Origin of the sequence: Streptomyces sp. SID3212, assembly GCF_009865405.1 — a bacterium.
GTDB lineage: Bacteria > Actinomycetota > Actinomycetes > Streptomycetales > Streptomycetaceae > Streptomyces.
Map to the genome: position 1 here is coordinate 42,852 of NZ_WWJY01000543.1, position 15,902 is coordinate 58,753.

Annotated in this window: 13 protein-coding genes and 1 pseudogene; 10 read left to right on the forward strand and 4 right to left on the reverse strand. The window is 66.4% G+C overall.

Features of this window, described 5'->3' with window-relative positions:
• The first annotated feature begins 161 nt into the window (after positions 1-161).
• The 7 genes and pseudogenes from nrdR to GT042_RS39865 all read left to right on the forward strand — a co-directional run bounded on the left by nrdR (position 162) and on the right by GT042_RS39865 (position 8,559).
• Complete coding sequence (nrdR, locus tag GT042_RS16165) at positions 162-671, forward strand: transcriptional regulator NrdR (protein WP_161309412.1); 510 nt, start codon at positions 162-164, stop codon at positions 669-671.
• Between the two features lie 179 nt (positions 672-850).
• Positions 851-3,754, forward strand: coding sequence for a vitamin B12-dependent ribonucleotide reductase (locus tag GT042_RS16170; RefSeq protein WP_161309413.1), 2,904 nt, complete (start codon positions 851-853; stop codon positions 3,752-3,754).
• Positions 3,755-4,002: 248 nt separating this feature from the next.
• Complete coding sequence (locus tag GT042_RS39100) at positions 4,003-4,389, forward strand: phage integrase N-terminal SAM-like domain-containing protein (RefSeq protein ID WP_345943790.1); 387 nt, start codon at positions 4,003-4,005, stop codon at positions 4,387-4,389.
• A 280-nt stretch (positions 4,390-4,669) separates the two neighbouring features.
• Positions 4,670-5,038 (forward strand): tyrosine-type recombinase/integrase, encoded by a 369-nt coding sequence (locus GT042_RS39105; RefSeq protein WP_237530844.1) that lies wholly within the window; start codon positions 4,670-4,672, stop codon positions 5,036-5,038.
• Positions 5,035-5,354 (forward strand): annotated as a pseudogene (locus tag GT042_RS39110) (helix-turn-helix transcriptional regulator); the annotation flags it as partial. The gene GT042_RS39105 and the pseudogene GT042_RS39110, both read left to right, overlap by 4 nt.
• A 1,257-nt stretch (positions 5,355-6,611) precedes the next feature.
• Complete coding sequence (locus GT042_RS39115; RefSeq protein WP_237530852.1) at positions 6,612-7,538, forward strand: hypothetical protein; 927 nt, start codon at positions 6,612-6,614, stop codon at positions 7,536-7,538.
• A 463-nt stretch (positions 7,539-8,001) separates the two neighbouring features.
• Entirely contained in the window at positions 8,002-8,559 is a 558-nt protein-coding gene (locus tag GT042_RS39865) for an NUDIX hydrolase (protein WP_272925723.1), read from the forward strand.
• Between the two features lie 5 nt (positions 8,560-8,564).
• On the opposite strand, the gene GT042_RS40110 is transcribed toward GT042_RS39865, so the two are convergent.
• The 4 genes from GT042_RS40110 to GT042_RS16205 all read right to left on the reverse strand — a co-directional run bounded on the left by GT042_RS40110 (position 8,565) and on the right by GT042_RS16205 (position 13,759).
• A complete protein-coding gene (locus tag GT042_RS40110) occupies positions 8,565-11,099 on the reverse strand; it encodes a toll/interleukin-1 receptor domain-containing protein (RefSeq protein WP_161309414.1) in 2,535 nt (844 codons plus the stop codon).
• A complete protein-coding gene (locus GT042_RS16195; RefSeq protein ID WP_161309415.1) occupies positions 11,096-11,686 on the reverse strand; it encodes a hypothetical protein in 591 nt (196 codons plus the stop codon). The genes GT042_RS40110 and GT042_RS16195 overlap by 4 nt, the downstream gene beginning before the upstream one ends.
• Before the next feature lie 449 nt (positions 11,687-12,135).
• Positions 12,136-12,660, reverse strand: coding sequence for a TerD family protein (locus GT042_RS16200; RefSeq protein ID WP_161309416.1), 525 nt, complete (start codon positions 12,658-12,660; stop codon positions 12,136-12,138).
• Positions 12,661-12,802: 142 nt separating this feature from the next.
• Entirely contained in the window at positions 12,803-13,759 is a 957-nt protein-coding gene (locus GT042_RS16205; RefSeq protein WP_161309417.1) for a DUF1152 domain-containing protein, read from the reverse strand.
• Between the two features lie 107 nt (positions 13,760-13,866).
• On the opposite strand from GT042_RS16205, the gene GT042_RS16210 reads away from it, so the two are divergent.
• From GT042_RS16210 to GT042_RS16220, 3 genes are all read left to right on the forward strand, one after another.
• Positions 13,867-14,472 (forward strand): YdbC family protein, encoded by a 606-nt coding sequence (locus GT042_RS16210; RefSeq protein ID WP_161309418.1) that lies wholly within the window; start codon positions 13,867-13,869, stop codon positions 14,470-14,472.
• Positions 14,473-14,625: 153 nt separating this feature from the next.
• Positions 14,626-15,285: a histidine phosphatase family protein gene (locus GT042_RS16215; RefSeq protein WP_161309419.1), complete on the forward strand. Its 660-nt coding sequence runs from the start codon at positions 14,626-14,628 to the stop codon at positions 15,283-15,285.
• A gap of 32 nt (positions 15,286-15,317) precedes the next feature.
• A partial coding sequence (locus GT042_RS16220; protein WP_202532869.1) for an ADP-ribosylglycohydrolase family protein occupies positions 15,318-15,902 on the forward strand: 585 nt, incomplete at its 3' end.

Here is a 15,902-nt window from a genome sequence, read left to right on the forward strand (position 1 = left end):
AAAACCCCAGATCTAGTGGTTGGATTGTCCCAGCCACCCAGAAGTTGTGGTCCCGGTGCTCGTGGCCGGTAACCATCGCCTATGCTGGGAGTTGCTTCGAGGGGCCCGTTCCGGGCCTCTACGGTGCTGTTCAGTCACGCTGCGAAGGAGGGATGGGAACCATGCACTGTCCCTTCTGCCGGCACCCCGACAGCCGGGTCGTCGACAGCCGCACCACCGACGACGGGACGTCGATCCGCCGCCGCCGTCAGTGCCCCGACTGCTCGCGCCGTTTCACGACGGTCGAGACCGCCTCGCTGATGGTGATCAAGCGCAGCGGAGTGACCGAACCCTTCAGCCGTACCAAGGTCATCTCCGGCGTCCGCAAGGCGTGCCAGGGACGACCCGTCACCGAGGACGCCCTCGCCAAGCTCGGCCAGCGGGTCGAGGAGGCGGTGCGCGCCACCGGCAGCGCCGAGCTGACCACCCACGACGTGGGGCTGGCCATACTCGGCCCGTTGCAGGAACTCGACCTCGTCGCGTACCTGCGCTTCGCATCCGTGTACCGGGCGTTCAATTCGCTCGAAGACTTCGAGGCCGCCGTCGCGGAGCTGCGTGAGCGGCCTCTCTCGGAGGAAAGCGGGACCGGCGACACCTTCGAGGGCCCCGTCCCCGCCACCGTCACCGACTGACCGACCGCGTCCGACCGACCGAGTCCCGGCCCACAGGGCCTGCCCTCGGCCGTCGTGCCGGCCGCTTCGTGACGACACAGGCCTGCCCCGGGCGCGACCGACCGCGCCCGAGGCATCACATACACATGTGCCACGGGAAGAACATGGCACTTCAGTGCGTTTTGTACGTAGGAGGCGGCATGACAGAGACGACGAGCGGACCCGCGCGAGGCACCCGCACCAAGGGAACGAAGGCCGGCAAGGGACTCCGTATCGACCGCATCCACACCTCCCCCGGCGTGCATCCGTACGACGAGGTCAGCTGGGAGCTGCGCGACGTCGTCATGACGAACTGGCGCGACGGCTCGGTCAACTTCGAGCAGCGTGGCGTGGAGTTCCCCGACTTCTGGACGCTGAACGCGGTCAACATCGTCACCAGCAAGTACTTCCGCGGCGCCCTCGGCACCCCGCAGCGCGAGACCGGTCTCAGGCAGCTGATCGACCGGATCGTGAAGACGTACCGGAAGGCGGGCGAGGACTTCCACTACTTCGCGACGCCCGACGACGCGGAGATCTTTGAGCACGAGCTGGCGTACGCCCTCCTCCACCAGGTCTTCAGCTTCAACTCCCCGGTGTGGTTCAACGTCGGCACGCCCCAGCCGCAGCAGGTCTCGGCGTGCTTCATCCTCTCCGTGGACGACTCGATGGACTCGATCCTCGACTGGTACAAGGAAGAGGGGATGATCTTCAAGGGCGGCTCGGGCGCCGGCCTGAACCTCTCCCGGATCCGCTCCTCCAAGGAACTGCTCTCCTCCGGAGGCAACGCCTCGGGTCCTGTCTCCTTCATGCGCGGCGCGGACGCCTCCGCCGGCACGATCAAGTCCGGCGGCGCCACGCGCCGGGCGGCCAAGATGGTCATCCTCGACGTCGACCACCCCGACATCGAGGACTTCATCGAGACCAAGGTCAAGGAGGAGGAGAAGATCCGCGCGCTGCGCGACGCGGGCTTCGACATGGATCTGGGCGGCGACGACATCACGTCCGTCCAGTACCAGAACGCCAACAACTCCGTCCGGGTCAACGACGACTTCATGAAGGCCGTCGAGGCCGGCGGGAAGTTCGGGCTGCGCGCCCGGATGACCGGCGAGGTCATCGAAGAGGTCGAGGCGAAGTCCCTCTTCCGCAAGATGGCCGAGGCCGCGTGGGCGTGTGCCGACCCGGGCATCCAGTACGACGACACGATCAACCGCTGGCACACCTGCCCGGAGTCCGGCCGGATCAACGGCTCGAACCCGTGCAGCGAGTACATGCACCTGGACAACACCTCGTGCAACCTGGCCTCGCTGAACCTGATGAAGTTCCTCAAGGACGACGGCAAGGGCCACCAGTCGTTCGAGTCCGAGCGCTTCGCCAAGGTCGTCGAGCTGGTCATCACCGCGATGGACATCTCCATCTGCTTCGCGGACTTCCCGACGCAGAAGATCGGCGAGAACACCCGCGCCTTCCGCCAGCTCGGCATCGGGTACGCCAACCTCGGCGCCCTGCTGATGGCGACGGGCCACGCGTACGACTCCGACGGCGGCCGCTCGCTGGCCGGCGCCATCACCTCGCTGATGACCGGCACGTCGTACCGCCGCTCCGCCGAGCTGGCCGCGGTGGTCGGCCCGTACGACGGCTTCGCCCGCAACGCCGAGCCGCACAAGCGCGTCATGAGGCAGCACGCGGACGCCAACGGCGCGGCCGTGCGCTTCGACGACCTGGACACCCCGGTCTGGGCCGCCGCCACGGAGGCCTGGCAGGACGTGCTCCGCCTCGGCGAGAAGAACGGCTTCCGCAACGCGCAGGCCTCGGTCATCGCGCCCACCGGCACCATCGGTCTCGCGATGTCCTGCGACACCACCGGCCTGGAGCCCGACCTGGCGCTGGTCAAGTTCAAGAAGCTCGTCGGCGGCGGCTCGATGCAGATCGTCAACGGCACGGTGCCGCAGGCGCTGCGCCGGCTCGGCTACCAGACGGAGCAGATCGAGGCCGTGGTCGCCCACATCGCCGAGAACGGCGTGGTGGTCGGGGCGCCCGGTCTCAAGACCGAGCACTACGAGGTCTTCGACTGCGCGATGGGCGAGCGTTCCATCTCCGCCATGGGCCACGTGCGGATGATGGCGGCGATCCAGCCGTGGATCTCCGGCGCGCTGTCCAAGACGGTCAACCTCCCCGAGACGGCGACCGTCGAGGACGTCGAGGAGGTCTACTTCGAGGCGTGGAAGATGGGCGTCAAGGCGCTCGCGATCTACCGCGACAACTGCAAGGTCGGCCAGCCTCTCTCCGCGAAGAAGAAGGACGAGAAGGTCGCGGAGAAGACCGAGGAGACGATCCGCGCGGCGGTGGAGAAGGTCATCGAGTACCGCCCGGTCCGCAAGCGCCTGCCCAAGGGCCGCCCGGGCCTCACCACCTCCTTCACGGTGGGCGGCGCCGAGGGGTACATGACCGCCAACTCCTACCCGGACGACGGTCTGGGCGAGGTCTTCCTCAAGATGTCCAAGCAGGGCTCGACCCTCGCGGGCATGATGGACGCCTTCTCGATCGCCGTCTCGGTGGGCCTCCAGTACGGCGTCCCGCTGGAGACGTACGTCTCCAAGTTCACCAACATGCGCTTTGAGCCGGCCGGCATGACGGACGACCCGGACGTGCGGATGGCGCAGTCGATCGTCGACTACATCTTCCGCCGCCTCGCCCTCGACTTCCTGCCGTTCGAGACGCGCTCGGCGCTGGGGATCCACTCGGCGGACGAACGCCAGCGCCACCTGGACACCGGTTCGTACGTGCCGTCCATGGACGACGACCTGGACACCGAGACCCTGTCCCAGTCGGCCCCGCGCCCGACGTCCCAGGCCCCCACCACACCGAAGCCCCCGACGGCCCCCGCCCCGACGAACGCGGCGGTGATCCCGGCCCCCAAGGAGGCCCACACCTCGGCCGAACTGGTCGAAATGCAACTCGGCATCAGCGCCGACGCCCCGCTCTGCTTCTCCTGCGGCACAAAGATGCAGCGAGCGGGCTCCTGCTACATCTGCGAGGGCTGCGGCTCGACGAGCGGCTGCAGCTGAAACTGGGCGGAATTGCGTCTGATGCAACATTGAGCATTTGTTGCTGAGGATGCTGAACTGCACATGAGAGAGGGCGTCGGCCATCGGTCGGCGCCCTCTCTGGCGTCTCGGATCTGCGGAGATTCGGGTCGCTGCGTAACCGATGCATCGATGTTGCGTTGAATGCATCGTGACAAGTGCAGCTGATTTGCCGGGTTCGGCGTCCTTAGCGCTGGCCTCGGGCGTCGTACACATCGATCCGGCGGGCCGTGTTTGAGGCGATGCTGGACGGCTGGGCCATGCAGCAGCGGACCCGCTTCCTGAAGGCACAGACAATCCAATCCCGCGTCGACCTGGTAAGACGCTTCGCGGCCTTCACCAAGGAATACCCGTGGCAGTGGCAGGCCGCAGAGGTCGAAGCGTTCATCGACCACCTGCGGTCGGGACAGCGGCCCATCGTGGTCTCGACTGCCCGCGGCTACCAGAATGCCTTGCGGTTGTTCATGGAGTACGTCACCGACGCCAGGTATGCCTGGCAGCAGACGTGCGAGGAGAAGTTCGGCCAGGCGCCGGTACAGATCCTGCACGAGTGGGAACACCGTCGCCCACGTTGCCGAGTACGAAGGCGATTCCCGACGAGGCCCGCTGGCCTATGACGAGGTCCAGGCCCTGTTCGATGCGGCGGATGCACGGGTGGAGGAGATCAGGGCCCGACGGCGCAAGGGCGCGCCGGCCGCGATGCGCGATGCTGTGCTACTGAAGACCGTCTACGCTTACGCGCTGCGGCGGCGGGAAGCATGGGGCCTGGATTTGTCTGACCTCCGACACAATCCGCGAGCCCGGAACCACGGCCGGTGCGGTGCCCTATACGTCCGATGAGGCAAGTCCTCCAAGGGCAGTCCGCCCAAGCGACGGACCGTGCTCACCGTTCCGGAGATGGACTGGATCGTTCCCGCGCTGGAGCAATGGATCGATGAGATCCGACCCGCCTTCAGCCCGGGGAAGCTTTCGGGGATGTGGGTCACTGAGCGCCAGAGCCGCCTCTCGTGTCGGGCGGTGAATGAGGCGTTCGAAGGAGCGCGCGACGCTGCTGGGCTGCCGAAGGAGCTTGACCTCCACTGCCTCCGCCATTCCTATGTTACGCACTTGATCGAGTTCGACTATCCGGAGCGCTTCGTCCAGGACCAGGTCGGTCACGAGTGCGCGTCCACGACCGCGCTCTATACGGGGGTGAACGACGAGTACCGCAATCGTCTGCTGAAGCGTTCCCTGGACCGCCGCGCTGAAATGTGGGGTGCGCCCTGAACCGGAAGATGGGCTACGAGTGGCACCTTCGCAAGGTAATGGCCGACCGGGGGATGTTCGCCACGACCGATCTCGTGCCGCTCCTCGCCGAGCGCGGAGTGCACTTGTCCCGGGAACAGGTCTTCCGCCTAGTGACCCAGTCGTCCCAGCGGATGTCCATGGACACCCTGGCAGCTCTCTGCGACATTCTCGACTGCCAGGTCAGGACCTCATCGAGATCACAGTGGTTAACCAGCAGATTCGCAAGACCGGTTCTGGTGAGAGCGGTCGAGCGCTTCCGCAGGTACGCCGTACATCCATCCGGCGACCCGGAGGGACTGTGACGGGCATGACCGATTCGATGGCCGCAATCGTGGAGTTGCTGAGAGAAGCCCTGCCCGGGGCAGACGCCGATTCGCTCACCCTGCACGTTACCGATCTCCGTCTCAAGGGCTCCACCGCCCGTGACCTCCTTGGGTATCTCCAGGACTTCCCGGATGCACTGTTCTCGGGACGATCTGACGGGCCAGCTACACGCCTCCGGCTTGTCGTTGACTTCCCCGCCGTCCAGCGAGCCCGGTGTGTGAGCTATCGCCGAGTCAAGACGCTGCGGCACTGGCTTGGTGACGGCCGGGCCTGCGGCACCTGCTACGGCAAAAATCATGTTCAGACCTGCGTCCGCTGCGGTGACCTGCGCCAAGTTGTTCGGCGGCAGGAGGATGGCGGTGCCGTCTGCACCAAGTGCCAGCGCCGGGACACGTCTTTCTGGCGAGAGTGCCGCGTCTGCGGCAAGACGGCACCGGTGGTCGGTCGCCGGGACGGGGAACCGCTCTGCCGGAACTGCCTGCCCAGACGCCTCCAGACTCGTTCAACTTGCCGTCATGACCAGCCTGTTCATGCCCACACTGATCAGGGTCCCCTATGTCGTCGCTGCTACCACGAGTCGACAGCTGTCAACTGCGAGAGGTGCGGACGGGTAACAGTGCGCCGCCGCCGTGATCCGGGCTCTGGAGCGCTGGTCTGCGAGTCCTGCTGGAACCCGCTCGTGCTCACCTGTGTCGACTACGGTCAGGAGCGGCCTTGCCCGCGGGGCGCCAGGAAGGGTGAGCCGCGTTGCGTGACCTGTTGCTCGCGCCGACGGCCGAGGCGGACCTGCACATTGTGCGGAAAGCCCAGAGTGATCCACGCGCGGCTCCCTCAGGGGGAGGTATGCAACCCCTGCCACACGAAGATCCGCAGAAGGCCGGCTCGATGCTCCGAGTGCTCCGCCACCCGTCCCTTCATGGGCAAGAACACTGCGGGTCGGCTGGTCTGTGGTCCGTGCGCTGGCGATAGCCGTGACTGGATCTGCCGTCGGCGCGGTCGCTTCGATGCCCTCTTCTACGATGGTCTTTGCCCACATTGTGTTGCCGATCACCGGCCACGCCGACTTCTCTCCGGCCCGGACGGATGCCTCCGGCCACAACTGACGCCTCTGCTCGCACTCTTTAACGTCGAGTTGGACCCATACCAGATCCTGCTCTGGCTCTCCCGATCGGGCTGGGGAAGTCTCCTGGGTCGCCTGGCGAGAGACCATGAGGAGATCACCCACACCATGCTCGACGGGCTGCCCTCCCGCCAGCAGCATGTCCAATACCTGCGTACAGTCCTGGTGGCTGCGGGCGTGCTACCTGTACGCGACGAACAGATTGACGGCATCCCGCCCTGGCTCGACGCACTACTTGCGGCCCAGCCGCCCCACATCACCAGGCTGATCCGCCCTTATGCATCCTGGTCTGTACTGCGTCGTGCTCGTGGCCACAGTATGGGCCGAGCTTCCACACCGAGCGTCCGGAAGTACGCCCGATCCCGCATTCTCATCGCCGTCAGGTTCCTGAGGAGGCTCGACGAACAGCAGTTGAGCCTGGGCGCGATCACGCAGCGGCGCGTGGACGCCTGGCTAGACGCGGGCACCACCACCCACCTCCGCCTCCGTGACTTTCTACTCTGGGCGCACGGCCGCCAACTCGCCCCTGAACTCCACGTCCCATGGCTCGGCAGTCAGGAGGATCCTGACGATTTCCCCGACGATCACGAAAGGTGGCGACTGCTCAGGGAATGCTTCACCGAAGAGGACATCCCGCTGCACCGACGAGTCGCCGGCTCCCTTGTCCTGCTCTACGGCCAACGGCCACAACACATCGTCACGCTCACTCGTTCCCACGTTACGACACGAGGCAGGGATACCTATCTCAGCTTTGAACGCCACCCCGTGCTGTTGCCACCCCCGCTCGCGGAGATCGTCCAACGGCTCGCGGAAGCTGAGCCGTTCGGACGGCGGCCCATTATCCGAGAGCACAGCTCTGGCAGCAAGCTGCTGTTCCCTGGCTTCCGACCCGGAGCGTCCATGGATCACGGACGCCTCACCAAGCAGCTCAACGCCCTCGGAATCCGCGTCCGTCCGGCCCGTAACAGCGCCTTGTGCTCGCTGGCAGGTGACCTTCCCGCGCCCGTTGTCGGCGAACTCCTCGAGTCCACATGACTACCGCGGTCCGATGGGGCCGGCTCGTCAAGCGGGACTGGGCCGCCTACCTCGCGGCACGTTGCGACGAGGAAACCTGACCAGGGACAACAATAAGGGAGGTACCGACGCGTTGGGATGGCTCCCTTGCGAGAGCCATCGCGATCAGCCTGTTGCGGTGCTTCCGTTTCCTGCGGTGGATCAGAGGGAGACGTCCGCGATATGACGTCGGGACAGGTTGATCGTGGCCTTCTCATCGGAGCGGGCGGCGATCCCGCGGCGCGGCTTCATTCGGTTGATGTCCGTTCGACGGTGTTGCGCTGCTTGGATGCCCCTGACTGAAGCCAGCGGCCTGTCGCCCTCGCTGCCGCATTCGGCCAGGACCACGTCCGGCCTCGTGTGAAGCCGTCCACGGTGTCGGAAGCCCCAGGCGCTGCGGCACGTACCATCGCAGCACGTAGATACCAACTGGTGAACCCCCGGCATGATTTCCATCATGCTCGAAAAAAGAGGACCGTGGGCCCGCCATGGCCGGGTGCCGCTGTGCGCGACACCACGTCTCACCGCCTACCGGGACGAGGTCACGCTTCCACACGGCGAGCGAGGCACCTACGACTGGGTGCACGTGCCAGACCAAGTGCGGGTGGCTGCGTTGGTCAACGGGGCGCTTCTCGTGGTCGAGCAGTACCACTACCTCGCCGGACCGATGTGGCAGTTGCCGGGAGGGTCCGTGGATCCGGCGGACCGCAGCAGTCGCATAGCCGCGCAGCGGGAACTGGCGGAGGAGACTGGCTACCGCGAGGGACGGTGGGGCGACAGGGGATCGCTCCACGCCTTGCCCGGGCTCACGCCCGCCCGCGTGCACTTGTGGAGCACGATCGATCCCGCGCCGTCCCGAGCCGCGCCTGAGCCCGTGGAAGCGGACATAGTGGTCCGTCACATTCCCTTGCATGAGGCGGTTTTCGCGGTGCGGGACGGGCGTCTGCGGTGTGCTGCCAGCGCGGTCCTGGTGATGATGCTCGCTATGGAACCGAGTCCGTGACTCCGTCAGCTCAGGTCGCCCCGCGCGTCCAGGTCGAAGTCCTCCTCACGGCCTGCGAGCCGGTCCTCGCATCGCTTCAGTTCTGCCTTGAGATCAGCACGCCGTTGTGGGGCGAGCGCGGTCCGATCGAGCATTCCCCGCAGGGCATCTCGTCGGATCAGGAGGTGGACAAGACGCTCAGGGCTTATAAACCGCTCCGTGTACGCGTACGCGGTCTGGTAGTCCTGCTGGGCAATGCTCAGCCGTGCCCTGAGGCCCGTTCGGATGTCGCGGCGCTGCTTGCTGAACTTGCGATCGAGTTGGTCCAAGGCGGTGCTTGCCTCGTCGACGCGTGAGGTGCGCAGGGCACAGAGCACGTAGTTGGCCAGTACCTCGAAGCGTATGTTGTCGGACTTCTCCACTGCCTTTTGAGCAAATTCATAGGCGGTTTCCATGTTGCCGCAGAGGTACTCCACCCGTGACGTGCGGTGGCTGACCATCTCGGCGCGATCGATGTCCGCCAAACGCACGAGCAGTGAGAGTGCTGTGTCCCGGTCGCCCAACTTGCAGGCGATTTGGACCTTCATGTCCACGACGTATCGGTTGTCGGGCTGCTTCTCTTCCGCTCGCGAGATGTGCTCGTCAGCGCGGGTCAGATTGCCCAGGCGAAGATAGCAGTCGGCCATCTCGCGGTGGATCGCCATGCCGCCGCGTCCGCTGTCGAGGGCCTTCTGATAGTGGTTCAGGGCCTCTCGGTGCTCGCCTCTATGTCTTTCCAGGAAGCCTGTGAGGAAGAACGCGTCGCGCATCTGGCCACGCTTCCTGAGCTCTGCGACGTGGTCGCCCGCCTCCGCATAGTCGCCGAGCTTCACATGGGCGCGAATGAGCGTCGTCCGGGCTTGGTGGATGCCGGGATCGGAGCTGAGCGCGTCGGTCGCCATGTCCACAGCACGCTGGTACTCCTGCTCGTGATAGTACTGCTCGGCCAGCCTTACACGGTCGGTGAGCAGCGCGTACGCCCGCGGAGTGGACTGCTGGCCAGCCTTGTCTATGGCGCGAAACAGGGTGCGTTGCAGTGCCAAGTAGTCCGTTCCGTCCTCGGACTGGGCCAGAAACTTGTCGAGTCTGGTCGCGACCGCTCCGTACTCAGCCTTGCTGCAGGCGCCGAACTCGCGGCGGATCGCGTCTACGGCGGGTCCGGAGACCTCGTACCAGCCGCCGACGGTCGGGACGATCAGAGAGACGTCGATGAGATGGACTAGGGCCTTGTCGATTCCGTCCTCCGAGGTGCTGGTTGCCTCCTGTAGGACGGAGAGTGGCAGCGGGCTGTTCGCTGCTATGACGCGGAGGATCCTCTGCTCCAGGTTGCTGAACTTGTTCTGTTTGAGATAGCTGGTGAGCGGCGACGCGCCGAAATCCGAGAGCATCTTGCCGCGGATCGCGAGGTCAGGCCCGTAGGCCGTGATCAGTTCGAGCGCGAACGTGACCGAGGGGGGATAGCCGCGGACTGCTGCGGTAACCTCCTTGACGGTCGCGGGGGCCAGGGCGATCTGACGGGCCTTCGCCATGAGGCCTACGAGACGGCTGATGTCCGCATCTTCCAGGGGGCGGAGATGGACCACGCCGAGAGCGCGCATTCCTCGCGCGATGAAGTGATCTGGCGAGGGCCGCCTGTTCGTGAGCAACGCGGTGACGATGTCCGGGTACTGGCTCAGCGACTCGATCAGGTCGAGGACGTACGGTGCGATGTCGCCGTCGTTGTCCAGGAGCCCACCTTCGTCATGGAGCACAGGCATCTGGTGGTATTGGCAGATTTCCTGGAACTTGACCAGCGCATGTGCAAGGGCCTGAGCGTCGCCTAGCGCGGTGATCTCTCTCGTCCGCTGTAGAGACTCCTCGGGGGTCTCCGACGGATCGACGAGCGCGGAGAGCTTCGCGGCGAGGGCCTGCACGGTGTCGCCGGGTTCCACACCGATGACAAGGAGGGTCTCAAGGTCCAGCGACTCGCGGACCATCTTGGTCAACGTGGAGCGTCGGCCGATACGGGGAAGCCCTGTCACGCAGGCGACCTGGCTCTCTGCTCCCGGTTCCGGCGCGGAGTACACGTCCTGGAGCGCAGCGATCTCGGCGGACCGGCCAACAAAGCGGGGGCTCTGGCCTTGACGCACCAGATCGTCGATGAGCGCTCTGATCCTGCGTGCGGCGGGCTTCGCAGCGATCGTCGTAATGTGCTTGGTACGGTTCAGCCACTCCGGCAGATCCTCGGGCGCAATGTGCGGGTCCAGGCGGACCACCAGGACGTTCTTGATCCGCCCCATTGCTGTCTGGAAGCGTGCCTCACGGATCTCGTGTCTCACCCAGGGAGAGGCCAGGGCTGCCTTGCTGAGGAAGAAGACGAAAGCCGCTGATTCTTTGAGGGCCTCGTCAATGGAGCCGAGGATGTCGCCACCGTCGTGGAACGACCGGTAGTCGATCGTGGCAAAGGCGCGGCCGACCTCAGACGCTACTTCTCGTACGAAGGCGGCGTCCTGGGTCGAGTAGGAGAAGAACGCCTTGATCACGAGACGGCCGGTCCTCTCGGGGCGGGCGGCTGGGACGCGAAGGACGCTTGGGAAGCCTGGGCAGGGACGACCATTGGTGGCCCGATTAGATCCGCCGCCCCTGCCACATCGCCCAGCACCTGTGCCAGTTCCAGGAGAACCAGACGCAATGAGTCGAGATCGGCTCGGAGAGCGCCGATCTCCTGCCAGGTGTTCTCGTGCTCGGCGGCGGAACGGCCAGCCGGCGCGGAGCTCTCCCAGGCCGTGAGTTGTGGATGCCACTTGCTGAGGACAGGCCGCACTGCCCTGTTGAGCACGGTGACGGCGAGGACCCCGAACGACACTTCATTGCGCACTCCGGGCGGTGCGACGTCGGGGCCGTACCTTTTGAGGATGTCACGGACCGTCGCGAAGAGGACGTACATAGAGGTCAACGCCTCGCGCGCCGAACCCTCCTCCTCGCGCAACGGGGCGACAGAGACCCGCGTCACAAGTTCCACGTAGAGCTCCCAGGCAGCCCTCTGCTCGGCGTCGTCGGGCTCCCACTCACCACCAATCTCGCCCAGGAACGGAATGGTGATCTTGACGTTCAGCCGCTTCGGCCGCATGCGCCCCCCATAAAGGTGTCGACCCGTCAGATGCTAGATCAGCCACCGGAGTGTTGGCGGGCGGACCACAGAGAAAGAGGGGTAACAGCAGGATCGCGGCGATGGCAGGTCCCGACGTCACTGAGTACGGCCACGCATGTGTTTTGAGCGAGCTGGCGCACGGCTGGGCGAGGGCTCGAAAGGAGATTCATCTGAATACCGCAGCCCAGGAATAAGTGATCTCCACCAGTAGCCAGAAGCACGGTCTCTCCGAGGGAGGGGCGCCGGCCACAAGCCGGCGCCCCTTCCTTTTTATAAGCGGATAACTCAACCTCACGTCACCAGGTCGTGACTCTTGGGGCATCCTAGATGACGGGCCCGGCCCGGTTGCCTGACTTCCATGCCGTGGGCAGGTCCCGGTCGGCAGGCCGACAGTGGATGACCTTGCCGTGGCTGGTGTGATCACGGCGTCAGCGGGTGCCCATGATCGTGGCGAAGTGTTCTGGGTCTGCGTCGAAGCCTTTGAGGGATGGGTGGAATTCCCAGGCGCCTGAGGGGGTGCGGAGGAATTCTGCGACCGTGGCTGCTGTGGAGTCCGCGACCTCGGTGAAGGTGTGTTCCAGGAGTTCTGTGTAGCCCTCGGCGAAGCGTATTTCGGGGGAGGCTATGTCGGCGAAGGTGCGGCGTCTGTTGTGTTGTTGGATGGCTACGCCCACGACGACCCGGCCGAGGGACGCGCTCATGCGGTCCAGTTCCAGGGTCATCTCCTCGTCGGTGCCGAAGCCCTGGCCCGTGCGGCTGTCGCGGTTCAGGGTGATCGTGCCGTCGGGGGAGCGGCTGCCGAAGTGGACCAGGTAGACCGGCTTGCCCGTCGGGTCGGCCGCTGTGTAGGTCGCCGCGACGATGTCGAGGTCGTGGTCCGCTTCGCCGAGGGCGCTCGGGTTCCACTTCAGCGTCACCTCGACCTTCGACACCCCTTTGTTGAAACCGCTCACCTGTTTGTCCCCCTTGTCCGAACCGGGCCGCGGATCCCCGGGCCTTGTACGCAAGGCTAGACCCGGGTGCCGACAACGCAGGCGTACATATGGCCAGTTGACGCCACCTTGGCCGGTACTCGCCAGCCGGCCGCGAGGGCGTTCAGTGCGGGATGCGGAGCGGTGGTCGCTGGGTGATCTCCTCGCGGAACAGTTCGATCGCGCTGCTCACCTGACGCATCAGATGGGTGTCCTCGATCCGGTCGAGGTAGAGGCAGCGCCGGGCCAGGCCCTCCAGTTCGAAGGCGAAGCAGAGCGACATCAGCGGGTTGACGAAGAGTTCGCTGTTCCGGGTGCGCGACGTGAACCGTACGTCCCCGAAGTCGCCCCGCACGGCCGCCGCTATCGACCCGTTGACGATGCTCGGACGGACCGGAGTGTTCGCCTGCGCGTGGGCCACCGCGTCGAGGAAGAGCGCGCCCTCCTTGGACGTACGGGGGATCGAGAACGCGCCCAGGTAGGCGCCGTCGCGCTCCAGCGCGGCGATGTTCTCCAGCACCAGACCGTGGCTCACCCCGTGGTACGCGTCGATGCCGAAGCCGACCGACATCACCAGCCGCTGAGGGCCGTCGATCCCGGCCAGCGCGGCGACGCTCGCCAGATCCTCCTCCGGGGTGCCGAGCCCCGACTCGTCGCCGCGCATCAGGATGTCCGTGCCGCCGTCCACCAGGACGACCGCGTCGATGCCGTACGCCTCGATCACCGCCCGGTAGGCGACCCGCAGCGGCTGGACCCCGACACGTGCGAACGCGTGGACGGTGCTCGGGTAGCCGTGGAGGTCCAGCCACTGCGCGAGCGTGCGCTCCGGGAAGTACGTCTGGTGGAGGGACGTCTCCGAGGTGACGACGGCCACGTCCGGGGCGAGCCAGGCGTCGAGCGGGAGTCCTTCGATCGCGCTGAACGTCAGGTTCGCGAGATGAACCTCCTTGCCCTGGTGCAGGAGGGACAGCGCGAGGGGCAGACCCGCGTAGATGTCGAATCCGCCGCCCGCCCCGGCGACGAGGACACGTTCGGCCGGCTCCAGCCGTGCGAAGAGTTCAGGGGTGTGCAGTGCCGTCATGACGATCATTGTGCGGGGGTGAGGAGGAGGGGTTCGGTGTGGCGGGGAGCATAGACGGAGTCGCGCGGGAGTGACCGGCGACACGCCGGGGCCCGTACGATGGCGCGGTGCTGGTCAAGTGGACCCGTTGCACCGTGATCGACCGTAGAGGGTACGAACGCGGACAGCGGAAATGGGCGGGGTTGCTCGGTGAGCCGGGGTTCCGGGGGCAGGGCGGGGGATGGAGCAGGGTGCGGCCCGGGGTGGCCCATGTCTTCTCGTTCTGGGAGAGCAGGCCGTTCTACGACTCCTTCATGGCACGCTCGCACGACCGGCTGGCCGCCGCGCAGTCGGGGACGTACCGGGAAAATCAGGTCAAGCTGTTCGATCACCGGTTCGATGTGAAGACCGGCTTCGAGCCGCGGTTCACGGACGCCGACGTGGTGCGGGTCGCGCACTGCAAGGTCCACGAGGACCGGGTCGAGCACTACGCGCTGATGCAGGAGAAGGTGTGGAACCCCGCCATGGCCGGATCGCCCGGCATGTTGCGCGGGCTGTTCGGCGAGGCGCCGGGGAACGAGTTCATCGTCCTGTCGATGTGGCACTCCGCCGCCGAACACGGGAAATACCGGGCCGAACGGGTCGAGCGGCTGACCCTGCGCGCGCAGACGGCCGCCGACGTGGCGGCGCTCGCGGGAGACATCATCGCGCTCGAACCGTCCTGGACGGTGTAGCGGTGTAACGGTGTAGAGGACGGACCGTGCGGATGCCGGCGTGGGTGGTGGGTGCTGGGGACGGTGGGGGCGGTGGTACGTAAATCGTCCTGGGTCGTGCCTAAGGGCCCTCCCCGCGTGCCGGGTGGATCCGGACCGATCTAGGGTCGTGGCATGGCACGACCGCGGCGCATCGTTCTGGTCCGGCACGGCGAGTCGGAGGGCAATGCCGACGACACCGTGTACGAGCGCGAGCCCGACCATGCCCTGAAGCTCACCGAGCGGGGCCGGCGGCAGGCCGAGGAGACCGGCGCCGAGCTGCGCGAGCTGTTCGGGCAGGAGCAGGTCAGCGTGTACGTGTCGCCCTACCGCAGGGCCCACGAGACCCTGCGCGCGTTCTCCCTCGACCCGGATCTGGTGCGCGTACGGGAGGAGCCCAGGCTGCGCGAGCAGGACTGGGGGAACTGGCAGGACCGGGAGGACGTACGCCTCCAGAAGGCGTACCGCGACGCCTACGGGCACTTCTTCTACCGCTTCGCCCAGGGGGAGTCGGGTGCCGACGTCTACGACCGGGTCGGCGCGTTCCTGGAGAGCCTCTACCGCAGCTTCGAGGCGCCGGACTCGCCGTCGAACGTCCTGCTGGTGACCCACGGGCTGACCATGCGGCTGTTCTGCATGCGGTGGTTCCACTGGTCGGTCGCGGAATTCGAGTCCCTCTCCAACCCCGAGAACGCCGAGACCAGGACGCTGCTCCTCGGGGAGGACGGGCGCTACGCCCTGGACCGGCCCTTCGCGCACTGGCGTACCCCGGAGCCGTACGGAATGACCAAGTAACCGGCGGTATTCACCCGGTAGAGTGCCTCGCGATGACCGTGGATTCCGATTCTGACCTTGATAACGCGACCCGGAGTGGTCGCTTCGCCCGTGCCCTCGGCAGCCTGAGTGGTCTCTCCGTAGGAGATGCCCTCGGCTCCCAGTTCTTCGTCCCTTCGAACTATCCCCTGCTGGCGCGCCGCGAGCCGCCGCCCGGCTCCTGGCAGTGGACCGACGACACCGAGATGGCCGTGTCCGTCCTGGCGGTGCTCGCCGCGCACGGCCGGATCGACCAGGACGCCCTCGCGCACTCGTTCGCGGACCACCACGACTTCGACCGCGGGTACGGCCCCGCCGTGAACCGCATGCTCAGGCTGGTCCGGGAGGGCGGCGACTGGCGTGAGCTGGCCGCCGGGCTCTTCGACGGACAGGGCTCCTGGGGCAACGGCGCGGCCATGCGGGTCGCGCCGCTCGGCGCGTGGTACGCCGACGACCCCGAGCGGGCCGCGCGCGAGGCGGAATTGTCCGCCCACCCCACCCATCAGCACCGCGAGGCCGTCACGGGGGCCGTGGCGGTGGCCGTGGCCGCCGCGCTGGTGGCGGATCCCGCCGGGCCGCCCTCCCCGGAGGCGCTGCTC